11 protein-coding genes are annotated in these 15,058 nt (G+C 59.7%); 6 read left to right on the top strand and 5 right to left on the bottom strand.

Going from position 1 to position 15,058, the window contains the following annotated elements; all coding sequences use genetic code 11:
- Window positions 1–18 precede the first annotated feature (18 nt).
- The 5 genes from PQR32_RS07765 to PQR32_RS07745 all read left to right on the top strand — a co-directional run bounded on the left by PQR32_RS07765 (window position 19) and on the right by PQR32_RS07745 (window position 6,867).
- Window positions 19–711 (top strand): TetR/AcrR family transcriptional regulator, encoded by a 693-nt coding sequence (locus PQR32_RS07765; RefSeq protein ID WP_408223973.1) that lies wholly within the window; start codon window positions 19–21, stop codon window positions 709–711.
- A 549-nt stretch (window positions 712–1,260) separates the two neighbouring features.
- Entirely contained in the window at window positions 1,261–1,941 is a 681-nt protein-coding gene (locus PQR32_RS07760; protein ID WP_408223970.1) for an MFS transporter, read from the top strand.
- A gap of 969 nt (window positions 1,942–2,910) precedes the next feature.
- Entirely contained in the window at window positions 2,911–3,579 is a 669-nt protein-coding gene (locus PQR32_RS07755) for a (2Fe-2S)-binding protein (protein WP_408223967.1), read from the top strand.
- A gap of 13 nt (window positions 3,580–3,592) precedes the next feature.
- Window positions 3,593–4,600, top strand: coding sequence for an FAD binding domain-containing protein (locus tag PQR32_RS07750; protein WP_408223964.1), 1,008 nt, complete (start codon window positions 3,593–3,595; stop codon window positions 4,598–4,600).
- Window positions 4,601–4,626: 26 nt separating this feature from the next.
- Window positions 4,627–6,867, top strand: a complete 2,241-nt coding sequence (locus PQR32_RS07745) for a xanthine dehydrogenase family protein molybdopterin-binding subunit (protein WP_408223961.1) — start codon at window positions 4,627–4,629, stop codon at window positions 6,865–6,867.
- Between the two features lie 93 nt (window positions 6,868–6,960).
- On the opposite strand, the gene PQR32_RS07740 is transcribed toward PQR32_RS07745, so the two are convergent.
- Both PQR32_RS07740 and PQR32_RS07735 read right to left on the bottom strand, forming a co-directional pair.
- Window positions 6,961–8,145 (bottom strand): porin, encoded by a 1,185-nt coding sequence (locus PQR32_RS07740; RefSeq protein ID WP_408223958.1) that lies wholly within the window; start codon window positions 8,143–8,145, stop codon window positions 6,961–6,963.
- A gap of 501 nt (window positions 8,146–8,646) precedes the next feature.
- On the bottom strand, window positions 8,647–9,747 hold the full coding sequence (locus tag PQR32_RS07735) for an MFS transporter (RefSeq protein ID WP_408223955.1): 1,101 nt from the start codon (window positions 9,745–9,747) through the stop codon (window positions 8,647–8,649).
- On the opposite strand from PQR32_RS07735, the gene PQR32_RS07730 reads away from it, so the two are divergent.
- Window positions 9,731–10,057 carry a hypothetical protein gene (locus PQR32_RS07730; protein WP_408223952.1) on the top strand — a complete coding sequence of 109 codons (327 nt, stop codon included), beginning with the start codon at window positions 9,731–9,733 and terminating at the stop codon, window positions 10,055–10,057. The genes PQR32_RS07735 and PQR32_RS07730 overlap by 17 nt on opposite strands.
- Before the next feature lie 72 nt (window positions 10,058–10,129).
- Here the strand turns inward: PQR32_RS07730 and PQR32_RS07725 are convergent, their stop codons facing one another.
- The 3 genes from PQR32_RS07725 to PQR32_RS07715 all read right to left on the bottom strand — a co-directional run bounded on the left by PQR32_RS07725 (window position 10,130) and on the right by PQR32_RS07715 (window position 14,297).
- Window positions 10,130–11,107 carry a threo-3-hydroxy-L-aspartate ammonia-lyase gene (locus tag PQR32_RS07725; RefSeq protein ID WP_408223949.1) on the bottom strand — a complete coding sequence of 326 codons (978 nt, stop codon included), beginning with the start codon at window positions 11,105–11,107 and terminating at the stop codon, window positions 10,130–10,132.
- Window positions 11,108–11,574: 467 nt separating this feature from the next.
- Window positions 11,575–12,744, bottom strand: coding sequence for a DSD1 family PLP-dependent enzyme (locus PQR32_RS07720; protein WP_408223946.1), 1,170 nt, complete (start codon window positions 12,742–12,744; stop codon window positions 11,575–11,577).
- The gene (locus tag PQR32_RS07715) at window positions 12,744–14,297 is read right to left on the bottom strand and encodes a M81 family metallopeptidase (protein ID WP_408223943.1); all 1,554 of its coding nucleotides are present in this window, start codon (window positions 14,295–14,297) and stop codon (window positions 12,744–12,746) included. Before PQR32_RS07715 ends, PQR32_RS07720 begins: the two co-directional genes overlap by 1 nt.
- Window positions 14,298–15,058 lie beyond the last annotated feature (761 nt).

The following is a 15,058-nucleotide window of genomic DNA, read 5'->3' as shown; positions in this document are numbered from 1 at the left end:
AGACATCTGACGGTTCTGATGACCAACTACAACCTTCTTCGAACTCGAAGCGCCATGACGACAACAATTGCGAAGGCTCGAAAGAATCAGGAAGCCGATTTGTTATCAGGCCGACGATCCGCTCAAAAGCGGAGCAATCTCCTGGCCATCGCCTCTGAGCTATTTCTCGAAAAGGGCTACGATGGGGTCAGCCTTGACGAAATCATCGCAACAGTCGGTGGGTCGAAAACGACCATCTACTCGTATTTCAAAGGAAAAGAAGGCGTGTTCGTCGCCGCCGTCGGCGCGCTGTGCGACGAGATACTTGCAAAACTCCTCCGGATCAAGGCGGTCTCAACGCCGTTGCGCGAAGCGTTGCACGCAATTGGCCACGCCCTTCTTGACGCGGTGTTGTCGCCTCGAGCGGTTGCCCTCGAGCGCCTCGTTCACGGCGAGGCGCATCGTTTCCCGGAGGTGGGACGCATCTGGTTCGAGCGCGGCCCTGCCCAGACTCACCGATTGCTGGCAGACTTCTTTGAAGAGCGTCAACGCATCGGTGAAATCGGCTCTGTCGATCCGCATAAAATTGCGGTACTGTTTCACGACATGTTGACTTACGAGATACATCAGCAAGTATCGCTTGGGATAGTAGCGAAACCCAAACGGGCTGTCCTGTCCGACAAGGTGCGCTCTGCAACCGATATCCTGTTGAACGGCTGCAAAGCCATCTGAAGTCTCTATGCCGCGCCTGAAAACAACGGGGCAACAGCCGGCCGTCGCCGTCTCTGGTTTCGGCGATCGTCCGGGAGCGACCCAGGAAATGTCGAGTCGAGTTACCGGTCGCCTTGTCAGTGCCGGTTGCGGCCCCGGATCCGATGCAGGCGCAACTAGCGAGCGACTATAAGTTTTTTCTGGCGTGCACCCGAGGCAGCCCGCTCATACCAACGGACGCGCACCATAGTGCGTAACTGAAGCGACCAAAAGCACGCTGCGACTATCGGCTGAAGCTTCCAGGCGCATCGTACGGTCAATCGTCTGCGTTGGCGGATCAATATCCGACAGCAACGACAACGTGCCATGAGCACCAGAAAAAGTCCGGGAAGTCCATGAATGAAAGTCGCCTAATAAGTATTTTCCAGTGCGGATTGCGATCGCCTCGTTATCGCGAAACACAGCGTTGAAAGCCCGACCGCCGAATTCTCTCGGCATGTTCTTGAATTGACCGCGGCCCTCCACAATTGTCTCAGGCTCGCGGCCACTGTCAACGTTTCAACTCCGCGCGTGCTTCCACGCGTCGAGCCGACCTTCTCGGGCAGCTATGGCGCGTTGATGGGTTCGCTGCTTGCGTTGTTGCGCGACGAGCCCGTCGTACGGCAGACCGCTTCCATCGCGGCGTTGCAATTCGCCGCATTCAGCGCCTTCTGGACGACACTCGCATTTCACCTGCACGGCCTCGACGCCCGTTACGGCAGCGAGACGGCCGGATTGTCCGGGCTCGTCGGCGTCGCCGGCGCGAGCGCGTCCTACGCCGCGGGAAAGCTGACCGATGTGCGCGATCCGCGTCGTGTCATCCTCGCCGCCAGCGTCGTCTTCATCGCGTCGTATGTGCTGCTTGCCTGGAAAGGCGCGAGCATCGGCGGGCTAATCGCCGGCGTGATCCTGCTCGACCTCGGCTTGCAAAGCGCGCATGTCTCGAACATGGCGCGCAACCTGGCGGTGCGGAGCACTGCGATGAGCCGCGCCAACACGCTCTATATGTCGATCCGCTCTGCGGGCGGGGCGATCGGCGCAACGCTTGGCAACTATGCGTGGAGCGTATGGCATTGGCCGGGTGTATGCGGCGTTGGGCTCGTCTTTGCTAGCGCCTCGATGCTGCCGCAGTTCATTCCCGCGTTCGGCCAGCGACCGCTTGCGGGGAAACGCGAGAGAAGCGCCGACCATAAGGGGCATGAAGCACGATAGGCGATCTGGCGATCGCCCCAAACGGATCGCACTGCCTTAAGCGTATGGATGGACTGCTCGCTGATCACGACGCTTGCCGGAGCAATGCCGAAGTAGATAGCAATGTTCATTGATGTTCACGGCGAACCTCACCTATTGTTCGAAGCGGACCGCCCTTCCCACCGCCAGGAATAGCACGATGAGCAGAAAAGCCCTGCCCCTCACACCGTCGTTTCGGAAGCGCCTCACCGTGCAGGCAGATCTATGTCGTCGTGATTGGCGCGCGGCGCGAGTTGTCGCGAACGGCGACCCTACCCCGTGCTAGCGCGGGCGATGCATGGGTATGTCGGATCCAGTGCGGGCTGGCCCGACGTAGCGTATCGGCCGTCGCCGGTCGTACCCGTGACGAAGTCCGCGGCCACGAGGAAGAAGCGCCGCAACACGCGCCCGTAGCGGTGCATCGCGATAGGAGGCCGTCCCCGAGGGTGCGATGATCGGAGTGGCGGACGCGGAACGGGCCGGCAACACCCGAACCCAATACGGACCCGGTACTGTCGGAAAGACGGTTGTCCATATTCCAATTACTGCCACCCTGACCGAACGATCAATTAGAGGGGCGCGCATCGCTGTGCCCGCCTGTATTCGCTCGACTAACAGAAATCTACTTTCCGATTTGGTCAGGGCACTCTTGCGCAAACCGAAGACAATCGTCTGCAGACAAGCCAATTTAAATGCGCGAAGACCGTCATCGAAAAGTATAGGCCGCGCGTTCAAAACAATCACTTGGTCGAGATCGAGTCGGGCTGTGTCAAAGCGTCGCGAGCGGTCGAAAAAGCCTCCTGCATTGGCCACAATCGCGACGTTTCATCCAGCCGTCAGTTCGCGGCCATCTTGGCGCCACTCTAGCTTTGTATGATCAGCATAGCGAGTGCCGAGCAGCAAACGGCATCCGCATCCCATCGATTCATGGTTCAGCGGAGAATCAGATTCATGAGCAAAGAGTCTCAACAGCCGGACGCCGGCGAAGACGACCCTGCGTCGGTGCTTGAACGCCCAACGCGTCGATCGTTCCTGACCCGCGTGGGCGCTGCCGGGGTAGCAATCAGCACCGGACAACTTCACTCAGTTGCACTCGCGGATTCCGATGACACTAGTCTCGAAGCATCAGCAGCGTCGAACGCGACGGCGAACAGTGCCAATGTGCATGTCCAATTGAATGTCAACGGTACGAACTACAACCTGGATATCGATCCTCGCACAACCCTGCTTGACTGCGTGCGCGAGCATCTGCATTTGACCGGCACCAAGAAGGGTTGCGATCACGGTCAGTGCGGTGCGTGTACGGTTCATGTCGATGGCAGGCGAGTGAACTCGTGCCTGAGCCTTGCCGCCACCCATGAGGGAGAAGCGATCACAACCATTGAAGGCATCGGCAAACCCGGCGCACTCCATCCGATGCAGGCAGCCTTCGTCGAACATGACGGCTTCCAGTGCGGGTACTGCACGTCAGGGCAGATCATGTCCGCTGTCGCGCTTCTCAAGGAGCCGTACGGACACAGCGACGACGATGTCAAGGAAGCGATGAGCGGGAATATCTGCCGGTGCGGTGCCTATTCGAACATCGTGGCCGCCATCCAGCAGATTCGTCGCAAAGTTTAAGCGGAGCGCACACATGGAACCCTTTCAGCTCAAACGCGTCGCCAATGTTAGCCAGGCGATCGGACTGGCGCAGACTGCCGCTAACAGCCAACCAGATGGCGCGTCGATCCGTTTCCTCGCGGGAGGGACGACGCTGCTCGATCTCATGAAGCTCGACGTCGAGCGTCCGACCCAGGTGATCGACATCCATCGACTGCCGCTCGACCAGGTCGAGGCAATCGACGGCGGTGGCGTCACGATAGGCGCAACGGTCCGCAATGCCGACCTCGCGAATCACCCGTTGATCAAGACGCACTATCCGGTCCTGTCTCAAGCGTTGCTATCCGGGGCATCGGCCCAACTGCGCAATATGGCGACGACCGGGGGCAATCTCTTGCAACGCACGCGCTGCGTCTACTTCCGCGACACCGTCATGCCATGCAACAAACGCGAACCCGGCACGGGCTGTTCCGCGATTGACGGGTACAACCGAAACCTGGCCATCCTGGGGACTAGCGAGCATTGCATCGCGACCAACCCATCGGACATGAGCGTCGCGATGACCGCACTCGAGGCCACGATTCACGTCGAAAGCGCGCAGGGCAAGCGGGACATCGCCATTGACGACTTCTTCCTGTTGCCCGGGAGCACGCCCGAACGCGAAACTACCCTCAAACCCGGCGAGCTCATTACCCACGTGACGCTTCCCGCGCTGGTGCCCGGCAATCGCAGCGTCTATCTCAAGCTACGCGACCGCGCGTCGTACGAATTCGCATTGGCCTCCGCAGCAGTCGTCATGAGGGTCTCATCGGGCAAGATCGATCACATCCGGATCGCACTGGGCGGCGTCGGCGTCAAGCCGTGGCGCTCGAAAGAGGCAGAAGCCCGATTGCTCGGACGGACCCCAGACGCCACGACTTTCCGAGCGGCGGCCGAAGCAGCGCTGCTGGCGGTGCACGTACAAAGCCAAAATGGCTTCAAGGTCGAACTCGCAAAGCGCTGCATCCAGCACGCACTCACACTTGCCACACAAACTGCCTGATGCAACGGTCGTGACGCGGAGAGAATATGCAATTAGCTAGCAATAAAACGCAACCGATAATTGGCGGCGAGTTTACTCGAATTGACGGGCCGCTCAAAGTCAGTGGCACCGCAACCTATACCTCGGATGTCAACTTGCCCGGGACGCTTTACGCCGTTCCCGTTTGCGCGACGATCGCCAAGGGGCGCATCACCCATCTGGACACCGCCGCGGCCGCAGGCATGCCGGGGGTCCGGGCCGTCTTCACACGCGAGAACATCGGCAAGTTCTATCGCGTCGGTTTTGCGCCCGACACGAAAATCGACGAAAAGCGGCCGCCGTTCGACGATGACAACATCTACTACTATGGCCAATACCTCGGCCTGGTGGTAGCCGATACGTTCGAACAGGCAACTGCAGCGTCGCGAGCGGTGAAGGTGGCATATTCGTCGAGCCGACCCGATGTCCGCATCGAAATGTCGCCAGAGCAGACCCCGAGCGTCGACACGCAACGAGGCGACGTGGATACCGCGTTCGCGGTTGCCCCTGATGCGCAGAAGCTGGACCGGACCTACACGACGCCAATTGAAACGCACAACCCTATCGAATTGCATGCGACGGTGGCCGTGTTCGATGGTATGAACTACACCTTCTATGAAACGTCCCAGTCGATCGTCAACCAGCGCCTCGTCATGGCGCAGATGCTGGGCGTGTCGCAGGACCAGGTGCGCGTGATCACGAAATACCTGGGGTCCGGATTTGGCGGCAAGCTGTTTCCATGGTCACACTCTTTGCTCGCTGCCGCCGCGGCCCGCAATCTGATGCGGCCGGTCAAGCTGGTGGTGACCCGTGCGATGATGTTCCACAACGTTGGTCACCGCACGAACACGCAACAACGCATGCGCCTGTCGGCGACGCCCGAGGGACGTTTCACATCGCTGCAGCAAGACTACGTCTATCAGGCAGCACGCAAGGAAATGCGTAAGGAGAACTGTGGCGAGACAACGGGCTATCTGTACAGCTCACCTAACCTGCGCGCGACTGCGGCGTACGCACGCCGGGATATCGCACCTAGTACGTCCATGCGGGGCCCTGGTGCCGTTCCCGGCCTGTTCGCCATCGAGTCGGCTGTCGACGAACTCGCCATCAAGCTCAATATCGATCCCGTCCGCTTACGCCTGATCAACGAGCCCGCGATTGACGAAGGCTTGAAGGTGCCGTTCTCTTCGCGGCATCTCAAGGAGTGCCTCACGCTCGGCGCCGAGAAATTCGGCTGGGCGCAGCGCACGGCGGCGGTCGGGTCCATGCGTCGCGACGGCATGGTGGTGGGCTGGGGCGTTGCAGCGGGGTCGTGGGCCGCGAGGCGCCTCGCAGCAGAAATCATCGTCGAGCTTCATGCCGATGCGACAGCGCGCGTGTCGACAGCTACCCAGGATATCGGCACGGGAACCTACACGGTGCTGGCTCAGATAGTGGCCAATGTGACGGGCATCCCGCTCGAGCGGATTTCCGTGGTGCTCGGTGACACACGCTTGCCACCCGGACCGATGTCCGGTGGATCAATGGCGACCGCATCGCTGGTTCCGGCAGCGACGCAGGCGGCTCAAGCAGCGGTCCAACAACTTCTGGTCGCCTCGGCCCAGGCGGACAATTCGCCCTTCAAGGGCCAATCGACCACTGAGCTTGCGTTCGACCGCGGCATGGTCTACCGGAAAGGGACCCCGCCGGGCGCGGGCGTACCGTTCGAGCGGATCCTCGCACCGGCACAGATCAATATGGTGGTCGGAAGGGGCCGGTCCGGCGCGAGCCAGGACGATCCCGACGCAGCCAAAGTGTCGATCCACTCGTACTGCGCGCATTTCATCGAGGTGACCTGGCAGCCGCAGACAGCACGATTGCGAGTCAACCGTGTAGTGAGCCTGATTGACGGCGGTAAGATCATCAACGCACGCACAGCCCTGAACCAGATCGAAGGGGCTGTAGTGATGGGCGTCGGCATGGCGCTGTTTGAAGAAACGCACTACGACCCGCGCACCGGGGCCCCGATCAACCGCAACCTCGCCGACTATGTCATGACCACGCATGCGGATGCGCCGAAGATCGACGTGACTTTCCTCGACTATCCGGATCTCGCGTTGAATCCGCTCGGCGCACGCGGGGTCGGCGAAATCGGCATGGCGGGGATTGCCCCCGCCATTACAAACGCCGTGTATCACGCAACGGGTGTACGGGTGCGCAATCTTCCGGTTCGGATCGAGGACCTGCTAGCCACCCAGGCCCCCGCGTAACCGGGACGCCCAACGACCCGGACCGTCGTTCAACCTGCACAGCCGGCGTACGCGTAAGTGACCGCCCTCGCCGGCTATGCGTACTTTCGTCCGTCAGAACCGGTGACGAATGCCGACCGTAGCACTCAGTTGCTTATCCGATGAAGAGCTCGCGCCAACACTCTTGATCTGCGCAATGCGCTCGTATTTGCCCCCTACCAGCGTCGACGCGTCACCCGCTGCCTGCTGATACTCCATTGCCACATAAAGATCGGTGCGCTTGCTCATGAAGTAGTCAGCACTGAGTGTCACCTGATGCCACTTCGGCTTCAGATTGGCCCCGCCGGTTCCAGGCAACCCCGTCGCACTACCGCTCGTAAAGGTGTAGTCAGCCAACAATGTCAATGGCGGGGTCAGTTGATACCGGAGCGTTGCAGTGTAGTTATTCAGCTTTCGCGCCGCGCCGTCGTTATAGTCGAGCCAGACCCGCGTAAAACCCAAATCAGCGGTAGCCTTTCCATACTGATAGCTGGTTCCCGCAGCTCCGATGCGTTGCCGTGCCACGCCACCGTCGATACCGTAAAAAAAGTTGCTGCTGTACTCGTCGCCCGAAGAGGGTGATGCTCCCCCGACCGCGCCGCTCGTATTACTGGTGGCGTTCGGATGATTGAACTCAAGATATCCGATGCCGGCCGAAAACGCGTTGCGCGTGTAATTTCCCGCGACGCTCCAGGCGCGATTATTGCCGAAGCCTTGTGAGGACGGCCCCGCGGCCTGATTGCTAAATCCATAGAGTCCGTTGAAGGTAAAGCCAGCGTAATTATTCGACTGAAACTTGACGGAGTTGTTGATGCGAATGGTTTGATTCATGTTGTCGTTGTCGCCGATGTGCATCGTCGGCGAAAAGAAACAGGCTGCAAAGTAGTTGCAGAGTTCGTCGCTGATCGAACTGTACTGTCGGCCAAACGTGAAGGTGCCGATGCTATCGCTGGCGAGACCAACGAACGCCTGCCGACCGAACAGACGATTTCCCTGCCCGGCCAAACCATTCGTTCCTGTAAAACCGTTTTCGAGGGTAAACACCGCGCGCATCCCTCCGCCAAGATCTTCGGTTCCGCGCAAGCCCCATCGGCTACCACTGGTTTTTCCGGACGTCTCCTGGAATGCTGCTCCCCCGTTCACGTTGTTTGTATAACTGAGCGATGTGTCCACTAATCCATATAGCGTCACCGAGCTTTGCGAAAATGCAGGAATACTAATTACAGACATTGCACATGCTGCCACTACAACCTTCTTCATTTCCAGCTCCTGTCGATTGAGACGTGTTGATGATTTTCTATTTAAACGAAAGCTCGAATATCGCCTTTATTAACGAGCTTCTGGTTCGCAGGCGCTCAGGATCGGCAACTGTCCACACACAATCGTCGGGTGCACCGTGGCCGAACAGCCCTGCGAAGTATCCCTTTACCGTCCAGCGCCTATATGCCCCAGAGTCCAGCCCGAGCGTATCCTCCGGGCGGCCGACACGGCGCGATCCGCTGGGATTCAATGGTCCGCAGACTGCATGATTCCGCGAAGGATTTCTGCTGAGCGGCCAGGAAGACTGCTTTCGAATCCACCAGCGTCGAACACGTCAAGCAAGCGCGCTGCCAACTTGAGAGTACCGGGCAGATCCGTTACCAGGTCAATCTGGCGCGGCCCACCGTCCGCAAGGGTTAGCAGCACTTGAACGCGCCGCCGGCTTATGCCTGCCGTGCGGATGAGGCGAGTAAAACCCGAGCTCGTTGGTTATCCGTCTGATCATTTCACGCGCCATGTCAACGCGACAAGGAATACCCCGACTCCCGAGCAGAGGAGAAAGAGAAACGCGCTAGTAAAGGACCCGTGCGAATGCCCGACGAGCAACCCGATTGTCGCGGGTGCGACGGCGGCCGCGACTTGTCCGCCGAAATTGATGACGCCGGCGGCTGTGCCAACCATTTCGTCGGGCAGATGCTTGAGCGGTATGGCGTAGATGGTTCCGTACACCATAGTGTAGCCAACCATGCTCAGCGTCCAGAAAGTGAGAAGCACGGTTAGCGAATTGCTCATCGTCATCAAGCCCAGAAATAGCACGATGCAGAAACCGCCAGTCGCCATGAACACTCGTTCCCGACCGTGCCCGACCTTATCCAGCAGCCAGCCCACGACGTTCAGTGAAATGAATGCCACGACATACGGGATAGCGGAAGCGACTCCGACATGGATGATGTCGATATTTTTCGTCTTCACCAGGAACGTCGGCATCCAGGACATCAGCCCAATCAACACGATGTTACTGAAGAAAAAGATCATCGTCGTTTTACGCATGATCGACATGCGTGCCAGCGTGCGAAATTTGGGAGCACTCTTTTCGCCGGGTTTTACGGCCGAGCGAGGCCGTACGTCTTTGATCGCATACCAGAGAATCAGCGCCATCACCAGGCCAATCAGTCCGAGCACATGGTAGGCAAAGCGCCATCCGTGGGCGTTGATCAGGGCTGCTATGGAACCCGTCCCCGCAGCTCCGCCGATGAAGATCGCGCCAATGACCAGGGACTTCGCCCGCGCTCTCTCCTTCTTTGGGAATACCTCGGCGATCGTCACCGTGCTTGCCGGAGAAAATCCACCCTCGCCAAGTCCGAAGAGAAAGCGGATGACGAGCAACACGGCAAGGGAACTTGCCATACCTGTCAAACCCGTGAAAATTGACCATGTCGCCACGCAGCCAATCAGCACCCCTTTCGATCCGAATCTGTCCGAGAGCCATCCCGCCACCAGTTGCACCAAAGCGTAGCTGACATAGAATGCACTGAGCACATACCCCGCCGATTTCGAATCCAGACCAAACTCCTTTGAGATCGGAATGATCGAGATCGTCATCGCAATGCGGTCCGCGTTCGCCAATATCCACGAGAAAAGCAGGCTCGCGAGGATGAAGAGCTTGCGCGAAGGTGAGTACCCTGTTTGCATCGTTGCGTGGCTGGACGCAACCTCGCCGGCCGAGGGGATTGAGGCTATTGGAAATGCACGAGTATTTTTCATGTCAGTGTCGAAGAGTCATAAGAACAGCGCCTGTCTTGCAGCTAACGTGTGGGTGACGGGCCCACCGCTTTCGGCGATCGTTATCGACTGGATGTCGAGGGCCAACGCGGGCACTTGTGGTGCAGAATTCAAAACGGTTGAGCGATGACTTGACCGAGCGCTACATTCGTCCGCTCTGTGCGCTCAGGTATTGCCTCAATATCAACCCCTTCGCGTCTAGCTAAGCCGTCAACAAGGCGCAGTAGCGCTCCACGTCGACGTTGCCGCCACTGACGAGTACGCCGACACGCTTACCTTGCAACTTCGGCCGCATATCGCGCGCAGCAGCGAAACCAAGGCAGCCAGTTGGCTCGACCACCATCTTCATGCGGGTAGCAAAAAGGCGCATGCACGCGATCAATTGCGCATCCGTTGCCGTGTGTATGCTTTCGACGTGGCGGCGAATAATCTCGAACGTGTAGGCCCCGAGGTGCTGAGTCTGAGCGCCATCGGCAATTGTTTTCGGGGTTTCGATATGCACGATGGAACCGGCGTCGAGCGATTGCTGCCCGTCGTTGCCAGCCTCCGGCTCAACACCGTAGACTTTGCAATCCGGGGCTAGGGCAGCCGCGGAGAGCGCAGAGCCTGCCAGCAAACCGCCGCCGCCAAGAGGCACGAACAAGGCGTCGAGATCGCCCACCTCCTCGAACAACTCCATTGCCGCAGTTCCTTGACCGGCAATGACGTCTGGGTGATCGTACGGTGGGATCAGCGTCAGCCCATGTTCTTCGGCGAGCGCCCCCCCGATCGCTTCCCGGTCTTCCGTGTATCTGTCGTACAAGATCACCTTGCCGCCATAGCCTTTAGTCGCGGCAAGCTTGGCCGCTGGGGCATCGTGCGGCATGACGATCGTGGCAGGAATACCCAGCACGAAACTCGATAGCGCGATGGCTTGCGCATGGTTGCCGGATGAATAGGCGACCACTCCATTCCGTCGTTGGCGCTCGTCTAGCTTCGACAGCGCGTTGAAGGCGCCTCGGAACTTGAAGGCACCCGCGCGTTGAAGACATTCGCACTTGAAGAAAAACTTCGCGCCCATTTCTTCATCCACGATGCGCGAGGTCACAACCGCGGTCCTGTGCACCCGCCCCTTGATGCGCTCGGCGGCCGCTGCGACGTCTGTATAAGTGGGAAACTGAAACATAGTATTCCTATTCATTCGCTTTATAGCTTGACAACACACTTGGGGCGGAGACCGTGCAAACCGCGGTGGATGTTCTTGCGCGCGTCCACAGACATAAGCAGATCGCACCGGTTGGCTAGCAGCCGAGAAGGCTACTGCTCCATCCACACGTTAACATTTAGACAGATTATCTAGTGTTATTTTTTTCGTCAATCTGTCAATAATCTTTCGTAGACAGCTACTTCGCGCGGGCCGTCGCCTAAGGTAGGCAACGGGAAACTCGAACCGCTTTGTGATGCCCTCGCTTTCTGGCTGCGTTTATCAAATGCACGCGACATTGAGGAGTCGCGGTTCGGGCCCAGCGACCGGTCAGTTGCGCGCCGAAGGAAGGTCCCTCTCGGGGATGAATCAGTCCGGTGCCGGTGCGACGAATTCGGTGTGGACTGCGCACACGGAGCGAACGAGGCGTGTTCCACGCCCCGTTCGGTAGCGGTCCTTTCCGTCTACCACCCGCTGAATCGTTGCCAGCGCGCGAGCACGTCGCGCGAACCGGGACGTACGACCTGATATGCGTCATGTTGCGCGCCGGTTGCGCACGCATGATTCGGCAATATCCGCACCTGAGCGCCGACGGGCAGATCGGGCAGCATGGCTCCGCTGCCCGGCCGCAGCGCAAGAATTCCCTGCTCCTGGTTGGCTTCGACCATGATCAGATCCGGATATATCTGGGAATCGACATCGCAGACAATGCCGTACCCCTGGTCGACGCGCTGCCGGGCGGTACCTCGATCGCGCGACATTGCCATCCAGCCCGCGTCAACAAGTATCCAGCCCTTGTCGCGCTGATGACCGATAACGGTCGCAAGCACGCTGAGCGCGAGGTCGTCGGTCGCGCACACGCCGAGGCCGGCCATGACGAGATCGAAGAACACGAATACCCCTGCGCGCACTTCCGTCACGCCGGTCAGATCGCGCGCAAAGTGTGCTGTCGGCGTCGAGCCGACGCTGACGACCGGAGCCGGTAGCCCCGCAGCACGCAATGTCTGCGCACACGCTACCGCCGCCGCGCGTTCGCGTTCAGCCATTGCCGCTATTTCGTCGAGGCTTTTGCAACTGTAGGACTCGCCCGCATGCGTCAGGACGCCCCTCAACTGAGGACCGCCCTCGTTCAACACGCGGCCGATCGCGACGAGATCGTCAGGACGTTGCGGCGCGACTCCAGCGCGGTGGCCATCGCTGTCTATTTCGATTAGCGTCGGAATCTTGTCGCGGGTCTCGCGCGCCTTTGCCGCCACCGCCTGCGCGGCCTCGACGTTATCCACGACGATCGACAAGTCGACCCCACGGCGCCTAAGCGCGGCGACGCGGTCGAGCTTGTTCGGCGCGATGCCGACAGCGTACAGAATGTCGCGCACGCCCGCATCGGCGAACTGTTCGGCCTCCTTAAGCGTCGAGACTGCCGCGGGACCGGCTGTGCTGCCCATCGTGCGTTGCGCGACCTCGATCGATTTCGGCGTCTTCAGATGCGGCCGAAGCTGCACGCCCAGCGTTCCGAGGTGCGTGCGCAGCCGCTCGATGTTGCGCGTCATCCGTGCTTCATCCAGCAACAGACACGGTGTGTCCAGTTGGTCCAGCGACTGGCGGCCGGCGCTTTCATTGCAAATTTCACTCATCACGCGTCGCTCCGGGGCTGAACAGCACGGACTGTCGGGCTCCAGTTTGCAATGTCGTCCATGGGTACGACGGGCCGCGGTAATTTCTTGAAGTCGAAACGCGCGAGAATGGGCGAAGTCAGGCCCGGCGCATCGACGCTCACAATTTGTTCGTCAGAAAAGAATTCGTCGAATGCAGCCCTGAAATGGCCGCGCGACTTCAACACCACAACACGCGCACTGGCGATATCAATGCCAAACATTTCGAAGAACATCGGCTCGTGGCACTGATGCCGTTTGCTGATGACGATGACCGTCACGCCGCCGATTTGCAGCGCAACCGACGGTCCGACGTCAAAGCTGCAGCCGGCCAACTGTCCGCGCCGGCCGACACCTTTGCCCGCATGCAGCCGCAACACGCGCGCCGGCACGTCGAAGGACTCTGAATAGATGGTGGTTTCGGTGCGATTGAACCGCGCCTGGAACGTTTTCCCGGCGCCGGCTACATATGCGTCCGCCACGAGATCCGGATCGGTGACGACACCGAGGATCGCACCACGCACATCCTGTTCGTGGAGTGCCTTGAGAATGAACGGCGTGTTGCCGCGTCCGCCACCGCCAGGATTGTCGGCTACGTCGGCAAGTAGCACCGGGGCTTGCGACGCATCGTCGCCTGTTACTTTCGCGAGGCGGACCGCATCGTCGAGGGACGTCAGTCGCGGCGTAAACGCCGCACGCTCTTGCCACGCGTATGACGCAAGGTCGTGCGCAACCTGGGCCGCGAGCTGCGCATCGCCTCGCGTGGTGACAAGTACCGTTAGACCATTCTTCGGCGTATCAGCAAATGCGAATCCGCCTGCAATCGAGACGTTCACGATGCGCGGATCGTCGAGCGCTTCAGCACGTCGGATCATTTCTGCATATGGCCCTGTGCCGGGCGCTGTCAGCAACTGCGTCGGCGGTGAACAGACGGGCATTCGCACATGCGCGACGGACGTGCGCATACCGTCCAGGAGTTCGATCATGATCCGCGCCGCGTCGGCACCTCGCTCGGCCATATCCGTGTGAGGATTGCGACGGTAAGATACGAGCGCATCGACGGCGTCGACCATTCGGTCCGAAATGTTCGCATGCAGGTCGACGGTGGCGACGATCGGCACCGCTGGCCCGACAATGCTGCGTACGAGCGTGAAAACCACGCCGTCGGGATCGTCTTCTTCTGTCGTGATGGCTGCGCCGTGCTCACAGATGTAGACGGCGTCAAGCGGCAATGCCGCGCGCAACCGCTGCTCGAATTCACGCAGCGTATCGGCGAAGAATCCGTGCTCGACCGGTCCGCCAGACTCCGCGTTGGCAAAGAGGATCGGGACCGGCGTCCATGGTCGGATCGCATCCATTGTTCGGACGAACGCCGGGATTTCCGGCGTCATCACGGGTGCCGCGCTTTTCGCGTCAACTAGAAGCGCGGCGTCTTGCAGATACGCGCGCGATACGAAATCGGCGCGTGTGGAAACCGGCGCAAACCGGTTCGACTCGATCGCGAAGCCAAGAATGGCAATACGCGGGCTTTTCATTAAACACTCCTTATCGGCCGGCGTCGTCGGCTGGCATCGTGCGCTGACATTCTCGGCGGGTCATTAAAGGTAATGGCATTGCCATCGACAACATGGCGGCGTGTTGTGGGTGTACGCGACATCAACACTTGAGTTCGCGCGCGGTGAAAAGAGTATTGGCGATCAAATAGTTGTGCAGGTTAACATCACCTTATTGCTTCGTTAACCTGCAATTTAATGATCTCGACCGAAGACCTGCATTTTTTCATCACGGTCACGACGTCCGCCGGTGCGCGATTGGGCACTCGCCGGACTCGGAATCATTGCGCGTTCCGAGTGGGACGTCGCCGAACATGCCCGTACAGGTCGACTTGTCCCACTGCTCGATCGGTGACAATTGCCGGACGCCGATATCGTCGCGCTGATTAGCTCGCGACCTGGACGCTCGTTACGCGCTACGCGCTTTCTTGACCATCTGCACTCGACGTTATCGCAACCGCGTTAGCTGCTGTCCGTTGCCGCCGGATCGGCCGCGGCCGCCGTTCGCCGAGAGCCGAAGCCGCATGTGGCGCTCGCATTCACGCGTAGATTGATATGACAGTCTTCGGGATGGAAGTTGACCGGGCATCGGATGTGACGAAGAAGCGCTGTTGCAGGCTTGTCGCAAAGCGCCTGAGGCAGGTATCAGTTCGGCGCCGCGCTGATCCACTGCTCGCCGCAACGGGTAGCGCTCGTACACGCGGCGTATCAAACTCACCGTCAAGAAGCGATGCAGTGGCAAC

Source organism: Paraburkholderia dipogonis, assembly GCF_046027395.1.
Lineage (GTDB): Bacteria > Pseudomonadota > Gammaproteobacteria > Burkholderiales > Burkholderiaceae > Paraburkholderia > Paraburkholderia dipogonis_A.
Note: the sequence above shows the minus strand (reverse complement) of the source record. Positions and strands in the feature narration are given on the sequence as shown.